This window comes from Nocardia brasiliensis (assembly GCF_011801125.1).
Taxonomy (GTDB): Bacteria; Actinomycetota; Actinomycetes; order Mycobacteriales; family Mycobacteriaceae; genus Nocardia; species Nocardia brasiliensis_C.
Genome location: NZ_CP046171.1, coordinates 6,370,977 through 6,396,494, shown reverse-complemented (window position 1 = coordinate 6,396,494; position 25,518 = coordinate 6,370,977). Strand labels below are relative to the sequence as shown.

29 protein-coding genes are annotated in these 25,518 nt (G+C 68.7%); 14 read left to right on the top strand and 15 right to left on the bottom strand.

Going from position 1 to position 25,518, the window contains the following annotated elements; genetic code table 11:
- Positions 1-38 precede the first annotated feature (38 nt).
- Entirely contained in the window at positions 39-1,547 is a 1,509-nt protein-coding gene (locus F5X71_RS29040; protein WP_174817155.1) for an aldehyde dehydrogenase family protein, read from the bottom strand.
- A gap of 207 nt (positions 1,548-1,754) precedes the next feature.
- Here F5X71_RS29040 and F5X71_RS29035 point away from each other — a divergent pair, with 207 nt between their 5' ends.
- Positions 1,755-2,537, top strand: a complete 783-nt coding sequence (locus F5X71_RS29035; protein WP_167464864.1) for an SOS response-associated peptidase — start codon at positions 1,755-1,757, stop codon at positions 2,535-2,537.
- Positions 2,538-2,575: 38 nt separating this feature from the next.
- Here the strand turns inward: F5X71_RS29035 and F5X71_RS29030 are convergent, their stop codons facing one another.
- Together F5X71_RS29030 and ybaK are read right to left on the bottom strand one after the other, a co-directional pair.
- Entirely contained in the window at positions 2,576-2,848 is a 273-nt protein-coding gene (locus F5X71_RS29030; protein ID WP_167464863.1) for a hypothetical protein, read from the bottom strand.
- 72 nt (positions 2,849-2,920) lie between these two features.
- Positions 2,921-3,415, bottom strand: coding sequence for a Cys-tRNA(Pro) deacylase (gene ybaK / locus F5X71_RS29025; protein WP_167464862.1), 495 nt, complete (start codon positions 3,413-3,415; stop codon positions 2,921-2,923).
- A gap of 250 nt (positions 3,416-3,665) precedes the next feature.
- Here ybaK and F5X71_RS29020 point away from each other — a divergent pair, with 250 nt between their 5' ends.
- Positions 3,666-4,352, top strand: a complete 687-nt coding sequence (locus F5X71_RS29020; protein WP_238816051.1) for a sigma-70 family RNA polymerase sigma factor — start codon at positions 3,666-3,668, stop codon at positions 4,350-4,352.
- On the top strand, positions 4,349-4,648 hold the full coding sequence (gene rsrA / locus F5X71_RS29015; RefSeq protein ID WP_167464861.1) for a mycothiol system anti-sigma-R factor: 300 nt from the start codon (positions 4,349-4,351) through the stop codon (positions 4,646-4,648). Before F5X71_RS29020 ends, rsrA begins: the two co-directional genes overlap by 4 nt.
- A 62-nt stretch (positions 4,649-4,710) precedes the next feature.
- Here the strand turns inward: rsrA and F5X71_RS37855 are convergent, their stop codons facing one another.
- Positions 4,711-4,785 carry a 50S ribosomal protein bL37 gene (locus F5X71_RS37855; RefSeq protein WP_110293457.1) on the bottom strand — a complete coding sequence of 25 codons (75 nt, stop codon included), beginning with the start codon at positions 4,783-4,785 and terminating at the stop codon, positions 4,711-4,713.
- Positions 4,786-4,918: 133 nt separating this feature from the next.
- Between F5X71_RS37855 and F5X71_RS29010 the strand changes: the two genes are divergently transcribed.
- The gene (locus F5X71_RS29010) at positions 4,919-5,134 is read left to right on the top strand and encodes a biotin/lipoyl-binding carrier protein (protein ID WP_167464860.1); all 216 of its coding nucleotides are present in this window, start codon (positions 4,919-4,921) and stop codon (positions 5,132-5,134) included.
- Positions 5,135-5,156: 22 nt separating this feature from the next.
- On the top strand, positions 5,157-6,671 hold the full coding sequence (locus F5X71_RS29005; RefSeq protein WP_014987786.1) for a sensor histidine kinase: 1,515 nt from the start codon (positions 5,157-5,159) through the stop codon (positions 6,669-6,671).
- Positions 6,672-6,784: 113 nt separating this feature from the next.
- Here F5X71_RS29005 and F5X71_RS29000 read toward each other — a convergent pair whose 3' ends face one another.
- On the bottom strand, positions 6,785-7,039 hold the full coding sequence (locus tag F5X71_RS29000) for a WhiB family transcriptional regulator (RefSeq protein ID WP_011211115.1): 255 nt from the start codon (positions 7,037-7,039) through the stop codon (positions 6,785-6,787).
- 251 nt (positions 7,040-7,290) lie between these two features.
- Positions 7,291-8,235, bottom strand: a complete 945-nt coding sequence (locus tag F5X71_RS28995; RefSeq protein ID WP_167464859.1) for a diacylglycerol/lipid kinase family protein — start codon at positions 8,233-8,235, stop codon at positions 7,291-7,293.
- 177 nt (positions 8,236-8,412) lie between these two features.
- Between F5X71_RS28995 and F5X71_RS28990 the strand changes: the two genes are divergently transcribed.
- On the top strand, positions 8,413-8,829 hold the full coding sequence (locus F5X71_RS28990; RefSeq protein WP_167466826.1) for a hypothetical protein: 417 nt from the start codon (positions 8,413-8,415) through the stop codon (positions 8,827-8,829).
- A 76-nt stretch (positions 8,830-8,905) separates the two neighbouring features.
- Here F5X71_RS28990 and F5X71_RS28985 read toward each other — a convergent pair whose 3' ends face one another.
- The 6 genes from F5X71_RS28985 to F5X71_RS28960 all read right to left on the bottom strand — a co-directional run bounded on the left by F5X71_RS28985 (position 8,906) and on the right by F5X71_RS28960 (position 14,269).
- Positions 8,906-9,586 (bottom strand): endonuclease V, encoded by a 681-nt coding sequence (locus F5X71_RS28985; RefSeq protein ID WP_167464858.1) that lies wholly within the window; start codon positions 9,584-9,586, stop codon positions 8,906-8,908.
- A gap of 11 nt (positions 9,587-9,597) precedes the next feature.
- Complete coding sequence (locus tag F5X71_RS28980; protein ID WP_167464857.1) at positions 9,598-10,083, bottom strand: GNAT family N-acetyltransferase; 486 nt, start codon at positions 10,081-10,083, stop codon at positions 9,598-9,600.
- The gene (locus tag F5X71_RS28975; RefSeq protein ID WP_167464856.1) at positions 10,080-10,691 is read right to left on the bottom strand and encodes an acid phosphatase; all 612 of its coding nucleotides are present in this window, start codon (positions 10,689-10,691) and stop codon (positions 10,080-10,082) included. The genes F5X71_RS28980 and F5X71_RS28975 overlap by 4 nt, the downstream gene beginning before the upstream one ends.
- A 65-nt stretch (positions 10,692-10,756) precedes the next feature.
- On the bottom strand, positions 10,757-11,260 hold the full coding sequence (locus F5X71_RS28970) for a nitroreductase/quinone reductase family protein (protein ID WP_167464855.1): 504 nt from the start codon (positions 11,258-11,260) through the stop codon (positions 10,757-10,759).
- A gap of 60 nt (positions 11,261-11,320) precedes the next feature.
- Entirely contained in the window at positions 11,321-12,556 is a 1,236-nt protein-coding gene (locus F5X71_RS28965) for an Rv3212 family protein (protein ID WP_167464854.1), read from the bottom strand.
- A gap of 27 nt (positions 12,557-12,583) precedes the next feature.
- Positions 12,584-14,269 carry a DEAD/DEAH box helicase gene (locus F5X71_RS28960; RefSeq protein ID WP_238815532.1) on the bottom strand — a complete coding sequence of 562 codons (1,686 nt, stop codon included), beginning with the start codon at positions 14,267-14,269 and terminating at the stop codon, positions 12,584-12,586.
- A 450-nt stretch (positions 14,270-14,719) separates the two neighbouring features.
- Between F5X71_RS28960 and F5X71_RS28955 the strand changes: the two genes are divergently transcribed.
- The 3 genes from F5X71_RS28955 to F5X71_RS28945 all read left to right on the top strand — a co-directional run bounded on the left by F5X71_RS28955 (position 14,720) and on the right by F5X71_RS28945 (position 17,484).
- On the top strand, positions 14,720-15,577 hold the full coding sequence (locus tag F5X71_RS28955) for an SCO6745 family protein (protein ID WP_167464853.1): 858 nt from the start codon (positions 14,720-14,722) through the stop codon (positions 15,575-15,577).
- A gap of 67 nt (positions 15,578-15,644) precedes the next feature.
- On the top strand, positions 15,645-16,712 hold the full coding sequence (locus F5X71_RS28950; RefSeq protein ID WP_167464852.1) for an alpha/beta fold hydrolase: 1,068 nt from the start codon (positions 15,645-15,647) through the stop codon (positions 16,710-16,712).
- An 82-nt stretch (positions 16,713-16,794) separates the two neighbouring features.
- On the top strand, positions 16,795-17,484 hold the full coding sequence (locus F5X71_RS28945; RefSeq protein ID WP_167464851.1) for a ferritin-like fold-containing protein: 690 nt from the start codon (positions 16,795-16,797) through the stop codon (positions 17,482-17,484).
- A gap of 2 nt (positions 17,485-17,486) precedes the next feature.
- Here the strand turns inward: F5X71_RS28945 and F5X71_RS28940 are convergent, their stop codons facing one another.
- A complete protein-coding gene (locus F5X71_RS28940; protein WP_167464850.1) occupies positions 17,487-18,320 on the bottom strand; it encodes a helix-turn-helix domain-containing protein in 834 nt (277 codons plus the stop codon).
- Between the two features lie 102 nt (positions 18,321-18,422).
- On the opposite strand from F5X71_RS28940, the gene F5X71_RS28935 reads away from it, so the two are divergent.
- Both F5X71_RS28935 and F5X71_RS28930 read left to right on the top strand, forming a co-directional pair.
- Entirely contained in the window at positions 18,423-18,968 is a 546-nt protein-coding gene (locus tag F5X71_RS28935) for a YceI family protein (protein WP_167464849.1), read from the top strand.
- A gap of 143 nt (positions 18,969-19,111) precedes the next feature.
- Positions 19,112-19,339 (top strand): DUF3107 domain-containing protein, encoded by a 228-nt coding sequence (locus F5X71_RS28930; RefSeq protein ID WP_167464848.1) that lies wholly within the window; start codon positions 19,112-19,114, stop codon positions 19,337-19,339.
- Positions 19,340-19,453: 114 nt separating this feature from the next.
- Here the strand turns inward: F5X71_RS28930 and F5X71_RS28925 are convergent, their stop codons facing one another.
- A complete protein-coding gene (locus tag F5X71_RS28925) occupies positions 19,454-20,110 on the bottom strand; it encodes a TetR/AcrR family transcriptional regulator (RefSeq protein ID WP_167464847.1) in 657 nt (218 codons plus the stop codon).
- Positions 20,111-20,623: 513 nt separating this feature from the next.
- Between F5X71_RS28925 and F5X71_RS28920 the strand changes: the two genes are divergently transcribed.
- The 3 genes from F5X71_RS28920 to F5X71_RS28910 all read left to right on the top strand — a co-directional run bounded on the left by F5X71_RS28920 (position 20,624) and on the right by F5X71_RS28910 (position 23,842).
- Positions 20,624-21,610, top strand: coding sequence for a DUF3152 domain-containing protein (locus F5X71_RS28920; RefSeq protein WP_167466824.1), 987 nt, complete (start codon positions 20,624-20,626; stop codon positions 21,608-21,610).
- Between the two features lie 96 nt (positions 21,611-21,706).
- Positions 21,707-22,891 (top strand): adenylyltransferase/sulfurtransferase MoeZ, encoded by a 1,185-nt coding sequence (gene moeZ, locus F5X71_RS28915; protein ID WP_167464846.1) that lies wholly within the window; start codon positions 21,707-21,709, stop codon positions 22,889-22,891.
- Positions 22,892-22,987: 96 nt separating this feature from the next.
- The gene (locus F5X71_RS28910; protein WP_167464845.1) at positions 22,988-23,842 is read left to right on the top strand and encodes a TIGR02569 family protein; all 855 of its coding nucleotides are present in this window, start codon (positions 22,988-22,990) and stop codon (positions 23,840-23,842) included.
- Positions 23,843-23,908: 66 nt separating this feature from the next.
- Here F5X71_RS28910 and F5X71_RS28905 read toward each other — a convergent pair whose 3' ends face one another.
- A complete protein-coding gene (locus F5X71_RS28905; protein WP_167464844.1) occupies positions 23,909-25,387 on the bottom strand; it encodes an MFS transporter in 1,479 nt (492 codons plus the stop codon).
- Positions 25,388-25,518 lie beyond the last annotated feature (131 nt).

The following is a 25,518-nucleotide window of genomic DNA, read 5'->3' as shown; positions in this document are numbered from 1 at the left end:
TTCTCAGCTCGCCCCGGTGCACACGCGGGCGGTGCTGCCTACTTGTGCCTGCCGTGCAGGAACGGCACCAACTTGCGCAGCAGCTTCATGGTGGACTGGGTCCGCGAGTAGCTGAGCAGCGCCATACCGGGAATCGCGAAGCGCTGCACCGCGATCGAGTGCGGCCGGGAGAACTCGCGCAGGCCGGGCTCGCCGTGGATGCGGCCGATGCCGGAGTCGCCGACGCCGCCGAACGGCAGGCCGGGGATGGCCGCGAAGGCGAGTACCGAGTTCACCGAGGTGGCCCCGACGCGCAGCCGGCGCGCGATCTCCAGCCCGTGCTTCTTGGAGTAGACCGCCGAGGACAACCCGTAGCGGTTGTTGTTCGCCAGCTCGACCGCCTCGTCCACGCCGTCGACGGTGCGGATGGTGACTGTCGGCCCGAAGGTCTCCTCCTGCACGGCCTGCGACTGCTCGTCCACGTCGACCAGCACGACCGGCTCGATGAACGGCGCCTTCACCGATTCCGGGCCGCCGAGCACGGCGGTGCCACCGTTGTTCAGCGCGTCGGCGATGTGCTTGCGCACGATATCGATCTGGCTCGGCATGGTCATCGGGCCGTAGGCGGCGCCCGCGCCCGCGCCGGGGCCGATCTTCTCCAGGATCTTCTTGACCTCGGCGATGAACTCCTCGCGGACCGAGCGGTCCACATACACCCGCTCCACACCCGCGCAGGTCTGGCCGCTGTTGGCGGTGGCGCCCCAGGCGACCGCGTCGGCGGCGGCCTGCACGTCGGCGTCCGCCGCGACGATCACCGCGTCCTTGCCGCCGCACTCCAGCAGCACCGGCGTCAGGTTCTCGGCGGCGGCCGCCATGATCCGCTTGCCGGTCGCGGTGGAGCCGGTGAACGCGATCTTGTCGATATCGGACTTGACCAGCGCCGCGCCGGTCGCGCCGTAGCCGTTGATCGTGATGAACACGCCCTCGGGCAGTTCCGGGTTGGCCTTGGCGAACGCCTCGGCGAGGAAATTGCCGATGCCGGTGGAGTATTCGCTCGGCTTGAACACCACGGTGTTGCCCGCCGCCAGCGCGTAGCCGATCGATCCGTTCGGCGTGTAGACCGGGTAGTTCCACGGCCCGATGACGCCGACGACGCCGAGCGGGCGCTGTTCGACCCGGGCAGCGAAGTTCGACATGAACGCGCCGGGCGAGACCTTCTTCGGCGACAGCAGTTTCTTCGCGTTCTTGGCGGCCCAGGCGATGTGCTCGAGCGCGAGCATCAGTTCCAGGAACGCGTCGTCGAGCGGCTTGCCGTTCTCGGCGTGGATCAGCGCGCAGAATTCGTCGGAGTCCGCGACCAGCCGGCTCGACCAGCGCAGCAGGTGGGTGCGCCGCTCGTCGAAGCTCAGCGCGCCCCAGGTGGCGGCGGCCTTGCGGGCCTTCGCGACGGCCGCGTGCACCGCCGCCTCGTCGGCGATCGGATAGGTGCCGATGACCTCGCCCGTGGCGGGATCGACCGACGTGAGTGCCGTGTCGTGGTCGGCCGGTTTGATGTCGGTGGATGTCACGGTGAGTCTTCTCCTCTTGCCGGTGGATGCTCGGGCGACGGCGGCCCGTGGTGCTCCAGGCGGTGGCCGGTCGGTGCGCATGCGTCAGCGGAAGGGCACGATCAACCCCCATCCGCTGAGAGAATGTTAGGTCAAAACTCTCAACAGGTCACCAGCTATGGACCAATTGTCCATGAGGTTGTCGGTGTGGGGTGGGAGTATCGGAATATGTGCGGACGATATGCGACCACCACCGACCCTGGCAGGCTCGCGGTCGAGCTGGACGCGATCGATGAGACCGACGGCGCGGGCGCGGGCAACTACACCAATTACAACGTCGCCCCGACCACCCAGATCCTCACCGTGGTGGAACGCCACGAACACGGTCACCGGGACGACGAGCCCAAACTGCGCCTGCGCCGGATGCGCTGGGGCCTGATCCCGGTGTGGACCAAGGCCGCAGAGCCCGGCGTGCCGGTGAAGGGCAAGCCGCTGTTCAACGCGCGCGCCGACAAGGCCGCGACCACCAATTCGTTCCGTGACGCCGTGAAGTATCGGCGCTGCCTGGTGCCGATGGACGGTTGGTACGAATGGGTGGTCGAACCCGACGCCGGCGCGAAAGGCAGGGTGGCCAAGCAGCCGTTCTTCATGGCGCAGGCCGACGGCTCCCGGCTGTACATGGCCGGGCTGTGGTCGGTGTGGCGCGACCGGTCGCTGCCCGAGAGCGAGCCGCTGCTCTCGTGCACCATCCTGACCACCGACGCGGTCGGCGACCTGACCCGCATCCACGATCGGATGCCGCTGCCGATGCCGCGGGAGCACTGGGACGCCTGGTTGGACCCGGACCACCCCGCGCCCGCGAGCCTGCTGGAGACGCCAAGCGAGGCGGCCGTAGCGGGCATCGTGGCGCGGCCGGTCCCCGCGCTGGTGAACAGCGTGAAGAACAACGGACCCGAGTTGCTCGCGCAGGTGTCGGAAAAGGAAGCGGCCGAGCAGATCAGCTTGCTCTGATCCGCTCGGCCGCGTGCCCGCTCACCCGAAGGGCTCGGTCAGAGCGAGCACTTCACCGACGGGAGCGCGATGTTCAACCCGCATTTGATGGCGCCGGTGGTCAGGTCGATCACCTTGTTGACCAGGCCGCCGCCGAGTTTCTCGGCCTTGTCGGCCTTCTTGTCCGGGCTCTCGGTGGCGCCGTCGATCTGGATCACCGTGGGCGGGGCGGCCTGAGCCACGGCGCTGCCCGGCGCCACCACGGCGCAGGCGAGGGCGAAGGTTCCGAGCAGGGCGACGATCATGGAGCGCACACGCGGTTGCGCGGGCATTTCGCATCACATCCTCGAGTCGGACGAATCTGGCTCGTCCATTGACGCACAGGTTGTCGCGAATTCCCGGCTTTACACCGTCCGTATCGTGGCGGTCACCGCGGCGGCCAGCCGGATCAGCTCGGCGGGGGCCAGTTCGATCTCCAGGCCGCGGCGTCCCGCGCTGCACAGGACGCGGTCCCAGGACAGCGCGGAGTCATCGATCACCGTCGGCAACGGCTTGCGCTGCCCGAGCGGGGAGATCCCGCCGAGCACGTAGCCGGTGCTCCGCTCGGCCTTCACCTTGTCCGCCATGCTCGCCTTGGGCGCGCCGAGCGCGGCCGCGGCGGCCTTGAGCGACAACGTGTTCGGCACCGGGAGCACCGCGACCGCGAGCGTTCCCGTGGACAGTTCGATGACCAGCGTCTTGAAGATCTGCGCCGCGTCCAGTCCCAGGCTCGCGGCGAGCGCGTCCACCGCCTCGGTCCCGTAGGAGTCCGACCGTGGGTCGTGGGTGTAGGCGTGCACGCGATGATCCACCCGTGCCTTGGTCAGCGCGCGCACCGCCGGTGTAGAGCCTCCTGCCATGGCGCACACCTTAACGGCGCGCGCACTCGCGACGGCAGCGATTTTCCGGCGTGCGCGCCCGCGGCGGGAACACCGGACCGCCCGCGCATGTTGCAAGCGGATACACAGTGCTCGGCCAGGTCGAAAGGCCCGCCGGCCGCCTATGAATCGGCCCGTGAACGACGTGAAGGAGATGTCGGTGCCCTTGCTGCTCGACGAACGTCCGGTGCGGACGAGGACCTCGCCGATGGATGCCGGATTCCCGGTCGCGATGCCGTTGCCGGTAGATTTGGCAGGTACGGCGATCGAAGGGACAGGTGTGACGAGCGACGATGACGTGGTGACCGACGGTGTCGGTGCCGCCGCGGTCGACGATACCGAGCTGGCCCAGCGGTTCGAGCGTGACGCGCTCCCGCTGCTCGACCAGCTCTACGGTGCCGCGCTGCGGATGACCAGGAACCCGGCCGACGCCGAGGACCTGGTGCAGGAGACCTACGTCAAGGCGTTCCAGGGGTTCAAGTCCTTCAAGGAGGGCACCAACCTGCGTGCCTGGCTGTATCGGATCCTGACCAACACCTACATCAACTCCTACCGCAAGAAGCAGCGCCAGCCCGCGCAGTACCCGACCGACGAGATCACCGACTGGCAGCTGGCGGCCACCGCCGAGCACACCTCACAGGGTCTGCGCTCGGCCGAGGTCGAGGCGTTGGACGCGCTGCCCGACGACGACATCAAGGCCGCGTTGCAGGAGCTGCCGGAGGAATTCCGGATGGCCGTGTACTACGCCGACGTCGAAGGCTTCCCGTACAAGGAAATCGCCGACATCATGGGCACCCCCATCGGTACCGTGATGTCCCGGCTGCACCGCGGCCGCAAGCAGCTCAAGGGTTTGCTCGCCGACGTGGCGCGCGAACGTGGATTCAATCGTTCGGGGGAACGCCAGGAGGTTAAGCAGTGACTGAGCGTGACCCCGACATGGATCTCGACTGCACCGCCGTGCTCACCGATATCTGGCTGATGCTCGACGGGGAATGCAACGAGGAGACCCGTGCTCGGTTGCAGCACCACATGGACCATTGCTCGCCCTGCATCGAGGCCTACGGCATCGAGGAGAAGATCAAGGGCCTGCTGAGCCGCAAGTGCGGCGGCGACCGCGCCCCCGAAGGTCTACGGGACCGGCTGACCATCGAGATCCGACGCTCGGTCACCGTCACCGCGGTCGAGACCCAGCGAGCCGAGACCTCCGACTCCTGAGTCGCCCCCCGAATAATCGTTACGTGCGGCCCGCCTCCGATGAGGCGGGCCGCACGAGTAACTCAAGAGTTGGGTCGCTTGCCGTGGTTGGCCGCGTTGCCCTTGCGACTACGCTTCTTACGTCCGCGCTTACCCATAAGTAGTCTCCCTTCTGATTGAAGGCCATTGTTTCATGTGTGGTTGGCTGTAGTTCCAGCGGATGCAGGCCGCGCGGCAGGGCGGTTCGTTCCGGCGAGCGAGCTGTCCGACCAACCGAGTGAATGGGGTGTCATGGCTGAGGAAGTGCTCGCGGAGCTGGTGTCGGTGGTCTATCAGGTCGTGGCCAAGGTCGGGGATGTCGTGCGCGAGGGGGACACCTTGGTCATCTTGGAGTCGATGAAGATGGAGATCCCGGTGCTGGCCGAGGTCGGTGGGACGGTGACCTCGATCGGCGTCGAAGAGGGCGACGCCATCAAGGCGGGCCATCTGATCGCTGTGATCTCCTGAGCGACTGCGGCGGTAGAACCCGATGGCGACTCTGAGTGAACTTCTAGCCGAACACACCGATCTACCCGGCGTCGCCGTGGATCATTTGCAGCGGGTGGTGGGTGATTGGCAGCTGCTCGCCGATCTCTCGTTCGCCGATCTGCTGTTGTGGGTCGGGGCGGGTCCGATCGCGGAGGGCGCCGACATCGTGTGTGTCGCGCAGTGCCGTCCGACGACCGCGCCGACCGTGCACCAGGAGGATCTGGTTGGCACGTTGGCGTTGCAGGCCGATCATCCGCAGGTGTTCGACGCGTTGATGTCGGGCAAGATCGTGCGGGCCGATCACGACGTGGAGACCTCCGGGGTCTATCACCCCACCCCGGTGCACGCGGTGCGTGAGGCGATCCCGGTGCGCTGCGGCGACGATGTGATCGCGGTGCTGAGCCGGGATACCGACGTGCAGCGTTCCCGGGTGCGCAGCACGCTCGAAATCGCCTATGTCGCTTGCGCGGACGACCTGTGCCAGATGATCGCCGACGGCACCTTCCCGACCACCGAGGACCGCGCGGCCACGCATTCGAGTCCGCGCGCCGGCGACGGTTTCATCCGGCTCGATACCGCGGGCATCGTCGTCTACGCCAGCCCGAACGCGCTGTCGGCCTATCACCGGATGGGATTGCAGGCCGATCTGGCAGGCCAGGATCTGGCGGTGCTGACTCGTTCGCTGATCACCGACCCGTTCGATGCGCAGGAGGTGGTCGGGGACATCCAGGCCGCGCTCGCCGGGCGCACCGGGCGCCGGATGGAGGTGGAGGCGCGTGGCGCGACCGTGCTGCTGCGCACCCTGGTGTTGCGCCCGCACGGGGAGCTGGCCGGGGCCGCGGTGCTGGTGCGTGATGTCACCGAGGTCAAGCGCCGCGACCGCGCGCTGCTCAGCAAGGACGCCACCATCCGGGAGATCCACCACCGGGTGAAGAACAACCTGCAGACCGTCGCGGCGCTGTTGCGTCTGCAGGCGCGCCGGACCGAGAACGAGGAGGCGCAGGTCGCGCTGACCGAGTCGGTGCGCCGGGTCACCTCGATCGCCTCGGTGCACGAGATGCTGTCGATGTCGGTGGACGAAGAGGTCGACCTGGACGAGGTGGTGGACCGGCTGCTGCCGATCATGGCCGATGTGGCGACGGTGCACACCGCGCGGATCAAGGTGCGCCGGGCGGGCTCGCTGGGTGTCTTCTCCGCGGAGCGGGCCACGCCGCTGGTGATGGTGTTGACCGAGCTGGTGCAGAACGCGATCGAGCACGCCTTCGATTCGGGCGAGAACGGTTCGGTGACAATCCGTTCCGAGCGGTCGGCGCGCTGGCTCGATGTGATCATCAGCGATGACGGACGCGGTCTGCCCGCCGGATTCAGCCTGGAGTCCTCCGATCGGCTCGGCCTGCAGATCGTGCGGACGTTGGTCACCGCCGAGCTCGGCGGTTCGATCGGTCTGCATCCCGGTGCGGACATCGGGACCGACGCCGTGCTGCGGGTGCCGCTCGGGCGACGTTCGGGCCGTTAGGTGCTACTTCGTCGGATGCCTTGGGGCACAAGATAGCCCGGCACCTCTGGGGTGCCGGGCTGAAATGCGCTTACCGGACCGGGCTGACGGGTCCGGTAAAACCGAACGTCTGCTCAGACGACGGTGCGTGTGCGTGTGCGCGCATTGCGACGCTTCAGCGCCCGACGCTCGTCCTCGCTCATACCGCCCCACACGCCGGCATCCTGTCCGGACTTCAGGGCCCAGGACAGGCAGTCAGCGGTAACGGGGCAGCGAGCGCAGACCAGCTTGGCATCGGCAATCTGCGCGAGCGCAGGACCGCTGTTACCCACCGGGAAAAACAGTTCGGGGTCCTCGTCGCGACAGATGGCCTTGTGGCGCCAGTCCATTCCTCTGCTCCTTTGCTGGGCGCCGCAAAGGGCGCCGACGGTTTGTGGATCGTTCACTTGTGCGACTCGAATGTTTCCGCACGGTTGCTTGTGAATGCTTTCACGAACACCGTAGATGTCAATAGGTATCTGGTGCACCGTGGGGAAGCTCACGCTCAACGGCTCCCGCTGGGGGAACCTGCCCGGTCCTTTGTACTCGCTCTACCCGGTTTTCGCAGCGCAACCACGATGTTTTTCGTGCGTTTTCTGCATCAGGCTGGTCGCGGCGCCACGACGTCCAGGACGGCGGGCACCGCCGTGAAATCCACCACGTTGCGCTTGCCGATAAAGTCGCCATCGATTTGCAGACCGATGGGTTCCTTTGTCTCGATACGCACGGACGGAACGTTGTCCTCACGAAACAAATTGCGGGACTTGGGGTTTCCATCGACGGCCAAAAGCTGTCTGGCAAGCAGCAGTGTAGGCAGTACTGCCATCGAACGCACGGCAAACACGCCGAGACCTGTTTCGAACCTGGTGCCCGGGTTGGTGTGCACCGGAGTGGTGTTCAGGTAGGTCCACGGGGTGGTGTTCGTTACGAAGGCGTAATGCACCTCGTCGACGGGTTCGTGGCCCGGGATTTCGATCCGGACGGACGGTTCCTTTCGCCGGGCCCGGAAAAACTGTCGCACAGTTGTTCGAAGATATCGGGCGGGCGTCGCGGTTTTTCCGTCCGCGCGACTTTCGTCGATGGCCTCGCACACATTGGCGTCCAGTCCGACGCCCGCGCTGAAAGTGAACCAGCGGTCGTCGGCCAGGCCCAAGCCGATGCGCCGATCTTTGTCCAGGGTGAGCAGATCGATGAGCTGGTTGGTGGCGGTCACCGGGTCGGGGGAGATGCCGAGCGCCCGCGCGAACACGTTCGCCGAGCCGCCGGGGATCACGCCGAGGCGGGGCAGCCAGGCCTGGCCGTCGTTGAGCTCGGGCAGCGGTAGGAAGCCGTTGATGGTCTCGTTGACCGTCCCGTCGCCGCCGTGCACGACGATCAGGTCCATCTCGTTGGTCGCGGCCCACTGGGCCAGTTCGGCGGCGTGGCCGCGATGCTGGGTGTGCGCGACGGTCAGCTGGGTGCGGCTCTCCAGCGCGTGCGCCAGCAGGTCCCGCGTCGCCGGCGTCGTCGAGGTGGCATTCGGATTCACGATCAGCAGGGTCCGCACGCCACGCAGCTTAATTGGCCGCCGAACCGGTCCGAAAAGCCGCTGAACCGGACCGGCCGCGAGGCGGGCGCCCGGCAGCGGCATCGGCTCCTGCTCCGCCTTGCCGGGCGGCGAGCTGAACCGCGGCGGCATCCGGCCGGACTTCGGCGCACGGCCTAGGCTTGGCGGGTGGCTGAAATCGGTAGAGGTGACGGTTCCGCTGGCGTGCCGAGGACGGTGCGTGGGGCGGGCGCACTGGTGACACTGGAGGGCGGCGTCGCGGTGATCGTGGCGCTGGTGTTGATCGTGCGCGGGCTGCTCGGCGCCGACCAGACGGCGACCAGCGGGTACGGCACCGCCGCCTGGTTCGGCATTCTCGGCGGCGCCGTGCTCGCCGCTGGTATCGGCCTGCTGCTCGGAAAGCGTTGGGGCCGTGCGATCGCGGTCATCGCGCAACTACTGCTGCTCCCGGTCACCTGGTCGCTGCTCACCGACTCGCATCAGCCGCTGCTCGGCGCGGTGCTCGGTGTCGTGGCGCTGGGCAGCCTGATCCTGCTGTTCGCCCCGGCCTCGACCCGGTGGATGGCCGAGGACTACGGCGTCGAACCGGAGTAACGTCCCGCAGTCCTGGCTGGTCACCGCGTCCGCCAGGTCCTGTCTCATAAGTCCCATCCGGCGCCTCCGGTGCGACCTATGAGACACGGCCTAACGCCGCGCGGCACAGCGAGTCGGCGCGCCGTGTGGTCTCCGGCAGGCGATAGGCCGGGGCGAGGGCGAGCACCTGCGCGCACGCGGTGTCGAGATCGATGCGATGGCCGATCGAGACGAAGACGGGCTTCACGCCCGCCCTGGTGCGCAGCGCGCTGCCGACGACCTCGCCGTCGATGGTGACGTCGGTGCGCGCGCCGCGCTCGGGGCCGGGTTCGGCGTAATCGCCCCAGACCGACTTCGCGACGCCGACGGCGGGCACCCCGGTGAGCACGCCGATGTGACAGGCGAAGCCGAGGCGGCGCGGATGCGCCAAACCCTGTGCGTCACAGACCAACAGGTCGGGCGGCGTGGTGAGCTGCGCCAAAGCCCGCATGGTGGTGGGCAGTTCGCGGAAGGCGAGCAGTCCGGGGTAGTACGGAAAATGTGAGACACCGTGCGCGACAGCGGTTTCCACGGTCTCTAGCGTGGTCGCGTCCAGCACCACCACCGCGGCCGCCACCGCGCCGGTCTCGGCATAGGCGCAGTCGAGTCCGGCGACCCGGCGGAATTCGCCTGCCGGGCCGGATGTTTCGACCTTCGTGCGCAGGTCGTCCTGGATCGCGATGGCCTGCTCCGGCGTCGTCGGCCATGCGGTCTCGTCGAGATGTGCGAGCCATGTCATCGTCGGTGTGCTTACTGCCCGTCCTTGGCCAGCCGGTCGAGCGCCGCACCGGAGAGTCGATAGCCGACCCACTCGTCTTGCGCTGCCGCGCCGAGGGATTCGTAGAAATCGATGGACGGGGTGTTCCAGGTCAGCACCGACCAGGACAGGCGGCTGTAGCCGTGCTCGACCGCCTCCTGCGCCAGCGCGGTGAGCAGCGCCTTGCCGTAGCCTTTGCCTCGGGTCTGCGGCTTGACGTACAGGTCCTCCAGGTAGATCCCGTGCACGCCGTCCCAGGTGGAGAAGTTGAGGAACCAGATCGCGCAGCCGACCAGCTCGCCGTCCTCGCTCACCACATGCCCGAACACCTTCGGCTCCGGCCCGAAAAGGGCGGTGTCGAGCTGAGTTTCGGTGATCGTGCACTCCTCGCGCGCCTTCTCGTACTCGGCCAGATCCTCGATGAGGCGGACCAGTCCCGGCACGTCGGCGGGGACGGCGCGGCGCAGTTCTACAGTCACAGTGTTGCTCCGTTGCTGGTGGGAACGAGATTGTGCGCGTGCACGGTACGCACTCGGTGCTCATAGCCGAGCACGGTCAGCGCGCCGGTCGACATGGCGAACCGGCGGCCCTCCGTGAGCTCGAATTCGGCCCAGCGGGCGATCAGCGCCCTGGAGAAGTGTCCGTGCCCGACGAGCACGATATCGCGTTCGGGCAGTTGGGGTTCCACCGAGGCGAGCACCCGATCGGCCCGCGCGCGCACCGCGTCGGCGGACTCGCCGCCCGGCACCGTGCCGGTCCAGATGGTCCAGCCTGGCGCGCTCTCGCGGATCTCGGGGGTGGTCAAGCCCTCGTAGTCGCCGTAGTCCCACTCCGCCAGGTCGTCGTCGACCGCGGTGATCGTGAGCCCGGCCAGCTCGGCGGTGCGCAGCGCGCGCCTGCGCGGGCTGGCCAGCACCAGCGGGTCACGCAGCCCCAGCGCGGCCAGCAGCGGACCGGCCGCCCTGGCCTGCGCCTCGCCGTGCTCGGTGAGCGGCACGTCGGTCTTGCCGGTATGGCGGTGCCCGGTGGACCAGGCGGTCTCGCCGTGTCGGAGCAGCACCAGGCGGGCATCGTCGAGTACGGACATGACCCCATCATGGTTCACGCCCGCACCACCGCATTCCCCGGCCGGTATCGCAGGCGGCGGGGCGGTCAGTCCTGCTGATCCAGCGTCAGCACCACGAGCGGGAGCGGTCGCTCGATCTTGGCCTGGTATTCCGCGAGCAGCGGGTTCGCCGCCAGTGCCCAGGCCGCGAACTCGTCGTACTCCGCACCGGCGAGTGCCTTCGCCGTGCCGCGGTAGGTCGCGCCGCCGAGTTCGACGGTGACCCGCGGATCGGCCTTCACGTTGTGATACCAGGCCGGGTACTTGTCCTCGATGAACGAGCTCAGATAGAGGGTCTCGCCGCGGCGCAGCAGTCCGAGCGGGACCACGTGCTGCTTGCCGCTCTTGGCGCCCGTAGTGGTCAGCAGCAGGAGTTCGGCTCCGGCGTAGGCGCCGCCGACCTTGCCCGCACCGGCACGGAACTCCTCGATCACGCCCTCGTTCCAGTTCGCCATCTCCGCTTCGGAGAACTCCTGGTTCCATGGCGCGTCCGGATCATCGAAGGAGGTGATCTCGCGCTGCTCGGCCGCCGCGTCGTCGCTGTTCGTCATACAGACAGTGTGGCCCACCCCACCGACACCTCGGGCGTCGCCGATCGGCGGGGGTGCGGCTCAGCCGAGGGCGTAGACCTCGGTGCCGCGCTGTTCCAGGATGGTCGAGCCGAGGACCGCGAGGGAGATGGGTGCGCCGCTGTAGTCGGAGCGGGCCAGTGGTACCCGGCCGACCTCGGCGCCGGAGGTGGGATCGAGGAAGGCCATCGCGCCCGCCGTCGGCAGCAGCAGCCTGCCCGCCATCATGGCCGGGCTGCCGAGCGCGCCCGCCGCGGTCCACAGCGGATCGAAGGTGGTGCCGTTCAACGCGATCACGCTGTTACCGGTGAAAACCAGGTAGGCCGAACCGATTCGGGTGGTCGTCGAGTTATCGCTGAGTGGAGCCGAAAGCTGGTGCACCACAATCGGATTACCGGTCGCGTCATAGACGGCCAGGCGCGGCGCCACGGCCTGCGCGCCCGCGGCGCCCTTGGTGCCCGGCAGATAGAGCACGATTCGGTTGTCCGACACCGCGAGCACCTTGGCGGCATCGGAATCGCTTCCGGGACCGGACAATACGTGCGAGCCGTGTTCTTCGGGGACGGTGTTGTCCTTCGGCGCCGGGTTCAGCACGGTGAGCCGCACGGCACCGTCCTCGGGGCAGCGCTCCAGCACCGCGAGCCGCGACGGGCTGGAGCCCGACGAGAGCAGCGTGCAGCCTTTGCGCGGTTGGGTTTTCACGTTCACCGGTGCGTCGACGTACCCGTACTCGAGGGTGCGCACCAGATCCGAGCGCCACATCTCCAGCCGCTTGGGCCCCTGGGCCAGCACATAGGTGCCGTCGACGGACAGGCGCACCGACGGATCCATGTAGCTGGTGCGCGCGGTGCGCCGCGCGCCGTTGTCGCCGGCCAGCAGCGTGGCCTGGCTGCACCCGCGCTGGTCCCGGTAGACCGCGACCACGGTGGTGAACTGACCCTCGATCCCGCACAGCGGCATGTCCCTGCGGTAGTACCAGAGGTCGTCGCCGGTGCGCGGATCGTGACCGGTGACCGTGCCCTCGTCGCCGGTGACGACGACGCCGCCGGAGACCAGCGCCCGTTCGCTCGCCGCGTTCGGCGCGTGCCACAGCTCGCGCAGCGAGGTGGGGAGCTGGTCGGTCGCGGCCGGTGTCGGCACGGGCGTCGTCGCGGTCACCGATTCGGTGCCGCGCGCATCGCCGCGTGCCCACACCACGACCGCCGCGACCACCACGAGCGCGGCGATCGCGACAGCGGAGATTACGTCGGCGCGCGTTCGCCGCTCGGGTGCGAGCACGATTGCGAGAGTAGCCGATCCAGTCGATCAGACCGAAGCCGTGGCGGGTTCGGCCGCGCTGCCTGCACTTTCGGTCGAACCGCCGGTGCCGTCCGCGGCGGGCTTGCGGCGGCGGCGCCTGCGCCGGGCGGGCTGCTCGCCCGACTCGGCGTCGGCGGTTTCGGCGGTGTCCGAGCCGGTCGCGGTATCCGCGGCCGCGGCGTCGGTCTCACCCGCGGGCTTGCGCCGCCTGCGCCTGCGCCGGGCGGGCTTGTCGCCGCTGTCCGCCGCGTCGGGAGCGGAGTCGTCGGGAGCCGCGTCGTCGGCGCTGTGCTCGTCGACCGGAGTGTCGCCACCGGTCTCCGCGCCGTCGATCGGCTGGCCGCGCACGGTGCGCTTGCGGTTGCGCTTGCGCGGGGTGCGCGCCGGGCGCTCCACCACGACCGCGTCCTCGTCGCGTTCGGGCTTGGCCTTGCGCACGGTGCCCGAGACACCCTCGGGGATGCCGAGATCGCTGAACAGGTGCGGCGAGCGGGAGTACGTCTCGACCGGCTCCGGGATGCCGAGGCCGAGCGCCTTGTCGATGCTCGCCCAGCGGGCCAGTTCGTCCCAGTCGATCAGGGTGACCGCGACACCGGTGCGCCCGGCCCGGCCGGTGCGCCCGATCCGGTGCACGTAGGTCTTCTCGTCCTCGGGGCATTGGTAGTTGATCACGTGCGTGACGTCGTCGATGTCGATGCCACGGGCGGCGACATCGGTCGCGACGAGCACGTCGATGGCGCCCTTGCGGAATTTGGTGAGTGCTTTCTCGCGCGCGATCTGGCCGAGGTCGCCGTGCACGGCGCCGACCGAGAAGCCGCGCTCGGCTAGATCGTCGGCGACCTTCTGCGCGGTGCGCTTGGTCCTGGTGAAGATCATGGTGGCGCCGCGGCCCTCGGCCTGCAGCACCTTGGCGATCAGCTCGCTCTTGTCCAGCGCGTGCGCGCGGTAGACGAACTGCGCGGTGCGATCGTGCACGGCCGAATCGTGCGGTTCCTCGGCCCTGATGTGGGTCGGGCGGGTCAGGAACGTACGCGCCAGGGTGATGATCGGGCCCGGCATGGTGGCCGAGAACAGCATGGTCTGGCGCTTGTCCGGGACCATGGTCAGGATGCGCTCGATGTCGGGCAGGAAGCCGAGGTCGAGCATCTCGTCGGCCTCGTCGAGCACCAGCACGCCGATCTTGCCCAGGATCAGATGATTCTGGTTCGCCAGATCCAGCAGCCGGCCCGGCGTGCCGACCACGACGTCGACGCCGGTGCGCAGCGCGGCGATCTGTGACTCGTAGGGGCGGCCACCGTAGATGGAGGCCACCTTCAGCGGTCCCTGGTGGTTGGTCAGGTACTTGCTCGCGTTCTCCAGGTCGTTGGTGACCTGGATGCACAGCTCGCGGGTCGGCACGATGACCAGCGCCCGCGGCGTGCCGTCGAGCGGGGTGGTGCCGGTGTCGGCGGTGGCGATGCGATGCAGCAGCGGCACGCCGAAGCCGAAGGTCTTGCCCATGCCGGTGCGCGCCTGGCCGATCAGGTCCTCACCGGCGAGTGCCAGCGGCAGGGTGAGTTCCTGAATGGCGAAAGTACGTTCGATACCGATCTCGTCGAGCGCGCGCACGATTTCCGCGCGCACCCCCAATTCGGCGAAAGTCGGGGCGGTGTGGGTTTCGTCCAGTTCGGCGGTCAACAGGGTGTCGGCCACTCCGGGTTCTGGTTCTACGGTGATCTTGCTCAGGTTCGTGCCTTCCTCGTAATCGCGTCACGCGCGCACGAGGTGGGGCGGACCGGTCGGCCCGCGACGACCACGTCTCCGCCTGTGATACTCGCCCGGCCACGCTCCGGATGTCCTCGGGTGCCGCGGCTTGTGGCAGCTACCTCGCGAGACATCGGCGCGGCGCACTGGCGATGCGGATCTGGTGCGCGCACATTTTCCTGGACGACGAAAGCGCTGCTCGACAACTCGGTGCCGGGCGATCTGCGGAGTACCGCGGTGGCGGTCGACGCACAGATCTGGCAACTCCATCGAGCGAAACATTTCGTTGTCCGCTGCGATTGTAGCGTGATATTGTGCGCGGCTCGAATTGCCACCGTCGCATATTCGGATTCCGAACAACGGTTTCCCCGTGCTGTTCATCGACGTACGCTGCGCGACATGGCAATTCATCCTGCGCGGCAAATCTGGACGACGCTCGAACCGCTCCACGATGTGGTCTATTTCGGGGCCGGTGTCAAGGAGGCGGGCATCGCGATCGGGCTGCGCGGTTACTGGCAAACTTACTTCGCATTTCGGGCCGCCCCGCTCGGCGCGGTGACCGCCGCCACAGTGACGGCGACCTTTGCCGGTTTTCATCCGGATATGGTGCGCAAAGCGGTGCCCGACGCCTGGACGCGCGCCAGCCCGCGGCAGTGTCTGGACGTGCGACTCGATTTCTCGGCCACCCTGCTCAGGGGCCTCGGGGCGGGCGAGGCGGAGTGCGCCCGCGCGGTGGCGCTGCTCGCGCCGGTGCAGCGTGACGCCGATCCGACCGGCAGGCCGCTGTTCGCGGCGAACGCGGAGCTGCCGCTGCCCGCGGACCCGGTCGGCGCGCTGTGGCAGTTGGCCAGTTCGCTGCGTGAGCACCGCGGGGACGGACATATCGCCGCGCTGGTCACGCACGGCCTGACCGGACGGGAGGCGCTGATCATGCAGGTGGCGGCGGGCAAGGCGCCGGCGGCGGTGATGCGGCCCGCGCGCGGGCTCAGCGAGCGCGACTGGGCGGACACCTTCGACGATCTGCGGGCCAGGGGCCTGGTCAAGGGGGAGTCGAGCAATCCCGCGTTGTCCGGTAGCGGCGGCGAACTGCTCACCCGGGTGGAGGCGGCTACCGACAAGGCGGCGTGGAACGGCGCGCTGGCCGCGCTGCCCGCCGACGCGGTCGCGGAGCTGACCGCCTCGCTCGCGCCACTGGTGAAACGGGTGCGGGAGACGGTGCTGCCGCCGGTCACGCCGGTCGCCATGGGCCGCGCCTGACCGAGGGGTTCGCCACAAACCGGAGATGCCTGTTACCGGCGGTACCGAGATGTGAGACATTCTCGGGGTGAATATCGCGGACGCCGTCACCACCGCCGCGCGCAACGCGTGGGCACTGACCTTCGGTTCGGGCGTCGAGGCGCCCGATCCCACCCCGTCGACGGTGCTGTGGGACGAACCGCATCGCAGGCTGAGCCGGTTCGAGCACCGCCACGGTGCGGCCGAAAGCGATGTCGCCGCAGCGGATTCCGCGGTCCTGCTGGTCCCGCCGCTGGCCGCGCCCGCCAGCTGCTTCGATCTGCGACCCGACCAGAGCCTGGCCGGATTCCTGCTCGAGACCGGGCGCGCGCCCTACGTGATCGACTACGGCGAGATCACCTTCGCCGACCGGCGGATGGGTTTCGAGGACTGGATCGACGACATCCTGCCCGAGGCGGTGCTGCGCACCTCGGCCGATCGCGGCGGGGCGCCGGTCGACCTGGTCGGCTGGTCGCTCGGCGGCACCCTGGCACTGCTCACCGCCGCAGCGCACCCCGAGCTGCCGATCCGGTCGATCACCGCGGTCGGTTCGCCGCTGGACTACGACAAGATGGCGGGCATCCCGCAGCTGCGCGCGGTCGCCAGGATCACCGGCGGGATCGGCACGTCGACGCTGGTGCGCGCGGCCGGTGGCGTGCCTGCACCGCTGACCAGGCTGGCCTACAAGGTCACCGCGTGGGATCGCGAGCTGACCCGCCCGTGGTTCGTCGCGAGCAATATCGCGCGCACCGAGACCCTGGCGCGGATGGAGACCATCGATCGCTTCATGGCCGAGATGCCGGGCTACCCCGGCCGCTTCTACGGACAGCTGTGGGGCCGGCTGATCTTGAACAACGACATCGGCCGCGGCGTCGTGCGGCTCGGGGCGCGGCGCGTCGAACTGGCGCAGGTGAGCGCGCGGGTGCTGCTGGTCGGCGGCCCGAGCGACGTGATCACCGCCGCGGCGGCGGTCGAGGCGGGCGTGCGCACCCTGACCGGTGCTGCCTCGGTCCGGTACGAGACCGCGCCGGGCAGCCACCTCGGCATCCTGACCGGTCCCGATGCGCGCGGCACCACATGGACCTATCTGGACAAGTTCCTGGCCGAATCGACGTAGCCGGGCGCGGAATTCGGGCACGGCGGCCGGGACGGTGGGCATGATTCCCACCGCGTACTCGGCGGCGTACTAGTCTGGGGCCATGGGAGCACAGTCACCTGCCGCGCTGGGTGTTTCGTCCGCGGACTCCATCCCCGCCGATCATCCCGGCGTTGTCGATCTGTTCGCGGTTCTCGCCTACGGTGAGATCTCCGCGTTCTATCGACTGGCCGAGGAGGCCAAGCTGTCGCCGACGCTGCGCGGCAAGGTCGCGGTCGCCAAGATGGCCTCCGCCGAGATGGGCCACTTCAACGCGCTGGAGTCGGCACTGGCCGAGCGTGGCGTCGACATCTTCGACGCGATGGCGCCCTTCGTGCGGGCACTGGACGCCTATCACGCCTCCACCGACCCGTCGACCTGGCTCGAGTCGATGGTGAAGTTCTACGTCGGTGACGGCATCGCCGCCGACTTCTACACCGAGATCGCCGGCGCGCTCACCCCCGAGGTCGCCACGGTCGTGCGCGACGTGCTCGCCGAGACGAGCCACTCCGAGTTCGTGGTGGAGGAGGTGCGGCGCGCGGTCGAGACCAGCCGCTCCGAGCGCGACCGGCTGACCCTCTGGGGCCGGCGCCTGCTCGGCGAGGCGATCACCCAGGCGCAGTACGTGATGGCTCAGCGCGACGAGCTCACCGAGCTGGTGCTCACCGCCACCGGTGACCTGAACGGCATCGCCGCGCTGTTCGAGCGCATGCAGACCAGTCACGCCGAGCGCATGGCCAAGCTCGGCCTGTAGGCCTATTCGTTCGCGGCGGGACGGACCAGGCGCAGGCCCTGGGGTTGGGTCATGGCCTGGTCGACCAGCCAGACGATGACGCTCTGATCGCGGTCGGCCTCCAGGGTCTCGAACGGCACCTCGACCAGACCGTGCACCGGGTGGTCGAGGCGCAGCAGGCCGGAGATGCGGGCGCCCACGTGGTGCGGCTTCCAGCGGTCGGCGAATTCCGGGTGGCGGCGCAGCGCGTCGATCGTCTTCAGCAGCGAATCATCGCCCGGCCAGCGGAGTTTGGCGCGCGCGAGCGCGGCGGTGAAGAGGTCGGCGGCCTCGGACCAGTTGCGCAGCACCGTGCGCGCGCTCGGATGCCCGAAGGTGTACCAGGCCAGGTTCGGCTCGCTCTCGCCGTCCAGCAGCCCGAGTGGTTCGGCGAAATCCGCCCAGGCGGCGTTCCAGGCCAGCACGTTCAGCCGCCTGCCGATCACGAAGGCCGGGGTCGGGTGCAGCGCCCGCAGGATCTTCTCGATCGTGTCCGCGACCTGTTCCTCGGCGGATTCACTACCCGGGCAATGCGATTCGTTGCCGGAAGCCAGGGCGAGCAGGCTGAAGTGGTGGCGTGCGGTGCCGCGCAGCAGCAGCGCGTCGGCCAGCGCATCGATCACCGCGACGGACGGATTGGTGTCGCGGCCCTGTTCCAGCCTCGCCAGGTAGTCCGCGCTCACCCCGGCCCGGACGGCGACCTCCTCGCGCCGCAGTCCTGGGGTCCGGCGCCGCCTGCCCTCGGGCATACCGACATCGCTCGGCCGGAGTTCGGCCCGGCGGGCGATGAGGAATTCGGCGAATCCGTTGCGTGCCATGGGCTCCATCGTGCCGTTTCCGCGGCGGCTTATCCTCGCCCTGTCAGGTCCAGGATAACGGCGGTCTGGTTAACGGACCACGGTCCGGTCAGGGTCTAGGGCATGACTACTTCTTCCGAAGCGACCGCCGCCCTGCTGAAGCCGGGCGCCTGGACCCTCGACACCGCGCACTCGTCGGTGGGCTTCACCATTCGCCACCTCGGCATCTCCAAGGTGCGCGGCGGTTTCACCAAGTTCGAGACCGAGTTCGCGGTCGACGAGGCCGGTCGCGCCGAACTCGGCGCCACGATCTACCTCGACTCCTTCGACACCGGCAACCCCGACCGGGACGCGCACATCCGCACCGCGGATTTCCTCGACGTGGCCAACCGCCCGACCTTGACCTTCCGCGCCACCGCGCCGGTGCAGATCGCGGAGAGCTTCGAGGTCGAGGGCGAGGCCACGCTCGGCGGCGTCACCAAGCCGGTCACCCTGGACGTCGAATGGGGCGGGGTGCGGGAGTTCGCGGGCACCGGGGACAAGCACGCCGGATTCTCCGCCACCGGCACCATCAAGCGCACCGACTTCGGCGTCGGCGGCCCGCTGCCCGGCATGCTCAGTGACAAGGTGAACATCGAGCTCGAGATCCAGCTCGTCGAGCCGAAGTAGGCGGGCGTGCCGACGCGGGCCCGCACAGCGGCGTGCGGGCCCTTTCTGTTTCGCTGAGAGCGCAGGCACCGTCTGCCTACCGCATGATCGCCTGCATTAGCCTTGGGGCGACAGCACAGGACTCTTACGTTCGGAGGTTGGCCGTGGAGGTCAAGATCGGTATTTCGGATAGCCCACGCGAGCTCTTGATCATCAGCTCGCAGACCCCGGACGAGGTCGAGGCGCTGGTGGCCGGTGCGCTGAACGGCAGTGGCGGTGTGGTGTCGCTGACCGACGAGAAGGGGCGCAAGTTCCTGATCCAGGCGTCGAAGGTCGCCTACGTCGAGATCGGCACCGTGCAGAGCGGTCGCGTCGGCTTCGCCACCGTCTGAGGTTTCCGGCCGGGTCCGAACCGCAACGAGCCCCCGCACCGATCGGTACGGGGGCTCGTTCGTGTCCGGGTCCGCTCGGTCGTCGACGCGGTGCGCGGTCGACCGGTGCGGGGGTCAGTCGATCGGGTGCAGCGGCACGTGCGACAGACCACCCCAGGCCAGGGAAACGGTCGTGTCCACGGCCTCTTCCTTGGGGATGGGGCGGTCGGCCTCCAGCCAGTAGCGCGCGGTGAATTGGCTCGCGCCGACCAGGCCGACCGCGAGGATGCGGGCCCGGTACGGGTCGAGGCCGGAGTCGTGCGCCACCAGATCGAACACCGCGTCGACGCAGGCCTCGGTGGCCTGCTCGACCCGGCGCTGCACCTGCGGCTCGCTGGTCAGGTCCGATTCGAAGACGAGGCGGAAGCCCTGCATCTCGTTGTCGACGAAATCGAAGTAGGCCTGCACGGCGGCTCGTACGCGCTGGCGGTTGTCGGTGGTCGAGCGCAGCGCCTGCCGGACGCTGGAGACCAGCATGTCCACGTAGTTCTGCAGTACCGCCAGGTACAGCTCCAGCTTGCTGGTGAAGTGTTGATACAGCACCGGCTTGCTCACGCCGGCACACTGCGAGATCTCGTCCATGCCCGCGGCGTGGTATCCGCGCTGGACGAAGACTTCGCTGGCCGCCGCGAGTAGCTGGAGACGTCGCTCGTCGCGCGGAAGCCGGGTGCCGCGTTTGGCGGGCTCGGACGACGTTCTACGGGACGCCATCCGGTCCACGAGGTCAGTCATTTCGGCTCTCCCAGTTGATTCCCCGGCAAGGGGTGTGCACCGGGTATCCCAAGAACGATACTCGGTTGTTGCCCGCTCGCAGACCGGGCCCGGAGAACTGATTCCACACGGTGAGAAATGTCGCACCCGCCACCGCGGCTGGCGTGCCCGACGGCGGCGCTTGCGTCCTGTGAGACGCTGATGGGCGTGAGATTCCGCGCCGACCGTCTCGGGGGACCGGACTCCGGCCCGCACGCCGCGTCCGGCGGCGGGCGTGCCGAGCGCCGCAGTGCTGATCCCGGGACACCGGGTTCGGCGACCGCCGAACCCGTGGCGAAGGCAGGCCGGGAACCGGGCCAGGCTGCCCGTCCCGGCGCCGCGCCGCCGCTCGATGCCGATGACCGGCTCGATGTCGGCGCCCCGCCGCAGCGCAGACCCGGCTCGGTCCGCCGCCGCGGCGCCGGATCGGTCACCGATACCCTTGCGCCGCAGCCTGATCCGGCGCCACCGCGGCGCGATCACAACGGTGTCGAGATCTATGACCCGCTCGGCCTGTACAGCAGGCCGGATCGCTCGCATCAACCGTTACGGGCCCGCTGGGATCCCACCGCCCCGGACGAGGGCCGCACCAGGGAACGTCCCGAGCGCAACGCCAAGAAGCAGAGCGCGCTCGGTCGCTTCGTCTCCACCTACGGCTGGCGGGCCTACGCGTTACCGGTGCTCTTCGCGGTCACGGTGCTGGTGATCGTGGACGCGGTGCGGGGCGCAGACCCGGCGGCAGGGGACGCGAGCGCGCCGGGCATCGGACACCTGAGTCCGCACACCCGCGACACCGGCATCATCGGATCGCCGAGCGGTGACGGCCATTTTCCCGCCGATTTGCCGACCGGCGCATTACCGCAGGGCGGTGGTTTCGCCGAAACCGGTGCGGGCACTTGGCATATGGTGCCCGGCTCGACCGGGCAGATCGGTACCGGGACCGATTCGGTATTCCGCTACACGGTCGAAATCGAGGACGGGGTGGACACTTCCGGATTCGGCGGGGACGAATCGGTGGCGAAGTTGATCGAGTCGACGCTCGCCAACCCGAAAAGCTGGACGCACGACCCGAAATTCGCGTTCCGCCGGGTCGATCAGGGCGACGCGGAATTCCGAATTTCGCTGACATCGCGTGAAACCACCCGCAAGGCTTGCGGTTTCGAAATTCCGATCGACTCCTCGTGTTACAACGCCGACCTCGGCCGCGTGGTGCTCTCCGAGGCGCGCTGGGTGCGCGGCGCGATCGCCTTCGACGGCGATATCGGTTCCTACCGGCAGTACCAGATCAATCACGAGGTCGGGCACGCCATCGGCTATCACCAGCACCAGCCGTGTGAGCGCGACGGCGGCCTGGCCCCGGTGATGATGCAGCAGAGCTTCGGCACCAAGAACAACGACATCGCCGCACTGGAGCCGGGCGGCGTGGTCCCGATGGACGGCAAGCAGTGCCGCTTCAACCCCTGGCCCTACCCTCGCGGCTGACCGCGCGGCGGGTAGGCGACGATAGACCGGGAAGAACGGTCTGGTCGCGGGTGTTGCACAACGAGATCGACCCATTCGATTCGAGGAGTCCTGGACGTGTCATCACCAAAGTCCCTGCCACCACTGGTCGAGCCGGCCGCGGAGCTGACCAAGGACGAGGTCGCCCGCTACAGCCGTCACCTGATCATCCCTGATCTGGGCGTCGACGGGCAGAAACGGCTGAAGAACGCCAAGGTGCTGGTCATCGGTGCGGGCGGGCTCGGCTCCCCGGCGCTGCTGTACCTGGCCGCGGCGGGTGTCGGCACCCTGGGCATCGTCGAGTTCGACGAGGTGGACGCCTCGAATCTGCAGCGCCAGATCATCCACGGTGAGTCCGATATCGGCAAGCCGAAGGCCGACAGCGCGCGCGAATCGATCCTGGAGATCAACTCCGGCATCGAGGTACGCCTGCACAAGCTGCGCCTGGAGCCGGACAACGCGGTCGAGCTGTTCGCCGAGTACGACCTGATCGTCGACGGCACCGACAACTTCGCCACCCGCTACCTGGTCAACGACGCGGCGGTGCTGGCGGGCAAGCCCTACGTGTGGGGTTCGATCTACCGCTTCGAGGGGCAGGTCTCGGTCTTCTGGGAGGACGCCCCGGACGGGCGCGGCATCAACTACCGCGACCTCTACCCGGAGGCCCCGCCGCCGGGCATGGTGCCCTCCTGCGCCGAGGGCGGCGTGCTCGGCGTGCTGTGCGCCTCGATCGGCTCGGTCATGGTCACCGAGGCGATCAAGCTGATCACCGGGATCGGCGAGCCGCTGCTCGGCCGTCTGATGGTCTACGACGCACTGGACATGAACTACCGGACCATCAAGCTGCGCCGCGATCCGGAGCGGCAGCCGATCACCGAACTGATCGACTACGAGGCGTTCTGCGGTGTGGTCTCCGAGGAGGGCCAGGCCGCGGCGGCCGACTCGACGCTGACCGCGCGCGAGCTCAAGGACCTGCTCGACGCGGGCAAGGAGATCGAGCTGATCGACGTGCGTGAGCCGGTGGAATGGGACATCGTGCACATCGAGGGCGCGAAGCTGATCCCGAAGGACCGCATCCTGTCCGGTGAGGCGCTCTCCGAGCTGCCGCAGAACCGTCCGATCGTGCTGCACTGCAAGACCGGGGTCCGTTCGGCCGAGGCGCTGGCCGCGCTCAAGCGCGCCGGTTTCGCCGACGCCACCCATCTGCAGGGTGGTGTCATCGCCTGGGCTCGGCAGATCGATCCCTCGCTGCCCGTCTACTGATTGCGTCGGCGTCGTGCGCGAACCCCGTCCGACCGGCGGGGTTGCGCATCGGCGCGGCGTGCTGTACAGCGTCCACCACGGCGGTACGGTACGGCCGTGACTTCTGTGGAACCCCCCGAGCACGTGCGAGCCACGTTCGGTCTGCGCGAAGTGACTCCGGTTGCCGTCGGTGACTGGGAGGGCGGCTGGCGGTACGGGGATGTCGTGCTGAGCCCGGTCGCCGATCACGCGCGGGCCGCGTGGTCGGCCAAGGTGCGCGAGACCTTGCAGGTGGACGGTTTGCGCCTGGCCCGCCCGGTGCGCGCCACCGACGGGCGCTATGTCGTCTCCGGCTGGCGGGCCGACACCTTTCTCGAGGGCGTCCCGGAACCGCGGCACGACGAGGTGATCTCGGTGTCGCTGCGACTACATCAGGCCACCGCGCAGCTGGAGCGGCCCCGATTCCTGGTGCAGCAGCCGGTGGTGCCGTGGATGGACGTGGACGTGTTCGTCGCGGCCGATCGGGCCGCGTGGGAAGCGGTGCCGCTGCGCACGTTACGGGCGGGCGGCATGCTGCCCACCCAGGCGACGCCGGACGGTCAGCGCAGTATGGAACTCATCGGGCAGTTGGCCACCCTGCGTAAGCCGGTGCGCACGCCCGCTCAACTGGTGCACGGTGACCTGTTCGGCACCGTGCTGTTCGCCGGAAGCTACACACCCGGGCTCACCGACATCACGCCGTACTGGCGACCCGCGCCGTGGGCGGCGGGGGTGATCGTGGTCGACGCGCTGGCGTGGGGCGGCGCCGACGACGGGCTGCTGGAGCGCTGGCGGGATCTACCGGAGTGGCCGCAGATGTTGTTGCGCGCGGTCATGTTCCGGCTCGCGGTACACGCGCTGCACCCGCGCTCGACCCCCGAGGCGTTCCCCGGTCTGGCGCGCACCGCGGACATGGTCCGCTTGATGCTGTAACCGACCGCGCGAAGCCGTCGCGGGTGCTCGGCTCTGCGCGGTCGGCGGCGAAACGCGTTGTGCGGTCTACACCTTCGCGTAGGCCAGCGACGGCGCCCGGCCGATGGCGAACGAGGACCGCAGATAGCACCACCAGGTGAGCGCGCCCATCAGCAGGAACGCCCCCGCGTACGCCCAGAACGCGGGCGCCATGGTGTGGTAGTTGGTGTTGGACAGCCGCAGCGCCTGCTGCAACAGCCAGCCGCCCGAGGCGCCGACCGCGCCGATCACGCCGATCGCCGCGCCCGCTTGCCGCCGGGCCGATGCGGTCGCCGCGTTGCGGTCGAGCCCGTGCTCGGCGGCGTACTTCTTCGACATCGCGCTGAAGATGGTCGGGATCATCCGGTAGGTCGAGCCATTGCCGATGCCGGTCATCACGAACAGCACCAGGAACGAGATCAGGTACAGCGGAAAGTTTTTCAGCTCCAGCGCGGCCATGATCAAGGCGACCGAGGCCGCCATGCCGCCGAAGACGAACAGCGTGATCTTCGCACCGCCCACCTTGTCGGAGATCCAGCCGCCGAGCGGGCGGCTGAACGAGCCGACGAACGCGCCGAGGAAGGCGAGGTTGCCGAGCGTGCTGATCCAGCCGATCTTGGCCAGCTCGGGGAAGTTGGCCTTGATCAGCGTCGGGAACGCGAAGGAGAACCCGATGAACGAACCGAAGGTGCCGATGTAGAGCACCGCCATCACCCAGGTGTGCGGGTTGGTCAGCGCCAACCGATAGGACTTGCCGTCGGACTTCGCGGTGGTGATGCTGTCCATGTAGCGCAGCGCGCCGAAGGCCGCCGCCAGGATGAACGGCACCCACACCAGGACCGACAGGGTGATGCCGAATCGGTAGCCTGCCGGGTCCTTGGCCATGAGATGGGTGCCGAGGGTGATGATCAGCGGCAGGATCAGCTGCGTCTGCGCCACCCCGAGGTTGCCGCCCGCGGCGTTGATGCCGAGCGCCGCGCCCTTCTTGCTCTCGGGGAAGAAGAAGTTGATGTTCGACATCGACGAGGAGAAGTTGCCGCCGCCGACGCCGGCCAGCGCGGCCAGGATCATGAAGACCCACATCGGCGTGCCCGGCTGGTTGACGAAGTAGGCCAGCCCCAGGGTCGGCACGAGCAGCATCGCCGCGCTGAACGCGGTGAACGCGCGCCCGCCGAACTTGGGGATGGCGAAGGTGTAGGGAATGCGCAGGGCCGCGCCGACCAGGGTCGGGGTGGACGACAGCAGCAGCGCGTTACTGACCGCGGTCGGATCACCCTTGCCGAGCCCGGCGAGGAAGTCGAAGCCCGCCGCGCCCATGCTGGTCACCACGGTGCCCCAGATGACCCAGACGCTGAAGCCGAGGTTCTCGGCGAACACCGAGAAGATCAGGTTCTTGCGCGCGGTGCGCGCGCCGCCCGATTCCCAGAATTTCTGGTTGTCGGGCTCCCACTGGGTCAGCCAGCGCCCCCTGGTCTGATGCTGGAATGTGTCGGATTCGGTGCCGGTGGCGGCTGCGGTCGCAGTCATCGGCTTCCTCTCGTCTGCGCTCGACCGGCCGCCGGCGCGGCGGCATTGCCACGGGCGGCCTCGAGTTGCCTGGCTTGTTCTGCGTCACAACGTAGGGGCCGGGTGTTGCGGCGTCGTGGCTGCGCGTGACG

What these genes read in the sequence shown, in the direction of transcription:
- F5X71_RS29030 (WP_167464863.1), bottom strand. Translation starts at nt 2,848, where the DNA reads ATGCCCGCGCAACCGCGTGTGCGCTCCATGATCGTCGCCCTGCTCGGA.
- F5X71_RS29010 (WP_167464860.1), top strand. Translation starts at nt 4,919, where the DNA reads ATGGCTGAGGAAGTGCTCGCGGAGCTGGTGTCGGTGGTCTATCAGGTC.
- F5X71_RS28970 (WP_167464855.1), bottom strand. Translation starts at nt 11,260, where the DNA reads ATGACGAACAGCGACGACGCGGCGGCCGAGCAGCGCGAGATCACCTCC.
- F5X71_RS28985 (WP_167464858.1), bottom strand. Translation starts at nt 9,586, where the DNA reads ATGACATGGCTCGCACATCTCGACGAGACCGCATGGCCGACGACGCCG.
- ybaK (WP_167464862.1), bottom strand. Translation starts at nt 3,415, where the DNA reads ATGGCAGGAGGCTCTACACCGGCGGTGCGCGCGCTGACCAAGGCACGG.
- F5X71_RS29035 (WP_167464864.1), top strand. Translation starts at nt 1,755, where the DNA reads ATGTGCGGACGATATGCGACCACCACCGACCCTGGCAGGCTCGCGGTC.
- F5X71_RS28925 (WP_167464847.1), bottom strand. Translation starts at nt 20,110, where the DNA reads ATGACTGACCTCGTGGACCGGATGGCGTCCCGTAGAACGTCGTCCGAG.
- F5X71_RS29000 (WP_011211115.1), bottom strand. Translation starts at nt 7,039, where the DNA reads ATGGACTGGCGCCACAAGGCCATCTGTCGCGACGAGGACCCCGAACTG.
- F5X71_RS28975 (WP_167464856.1), bottom strand. Translation starts at nt 10,691, where the DNA reads ATGTCCGTACTCGACGATGCCCGCCTGGTGCTGCTCCGACACGGCGAG.
- F5X71_RS29020 (WP_238816051.1), top strand. Translation starts at nt 3,666, where the DNA reads ATGCCGTTGCCGGTAGATTTGGCAGGTACGGCGATCGAAGGGACAGGT.
- F5X71_RS28905 (WP_167464844.1), bottom strand. Translation starts at nt 25,387, where the DNA reads ATGACTGCGACCGCAGCCGCCACCGGCACCGAATCCGACACATTCCAG.
- F5X71_RS28940 (WP_167464850.1), bottom strand. Translation starts at nt 18,320, where the DNA reads ATGGCACGCAACGGATTCGCCGAATTCCTCATCGCCCGCCGGGCCGAA.
- F5X71_RS28955 (WP_167464853.1), top strand. Translation starts at nt 14,720, where the DNA reads ATGGCAATTCATCCTGCGCGGCAAATCTGGACGACGCTCGAACCGCTC.
- F5X71_RS29005 (WP_014987786.1), top strand. Translation starts at nt 5,157, where the DNA reads ATGGCGACTCTGAGTGAACTTCTAGCCGAACACACCGATCTACCCGGC.
- F5X71_RS28935 (WP_167464849.1), top strand. Translation starts at nt 18,423, where the DNA reads ATGACTACTTCTTCCGAAGCGACCGCCGCCCTGCTGAAGCCGGGCGCC.
- F5X71_RS28945 (WP_167464851.1), top strand. Translation starts at nt 16,795, where the DNA reads ATGGGAGCACAGTCACCTGCCGCGCTGGGTGTTTCGTCCGCGGACTCC.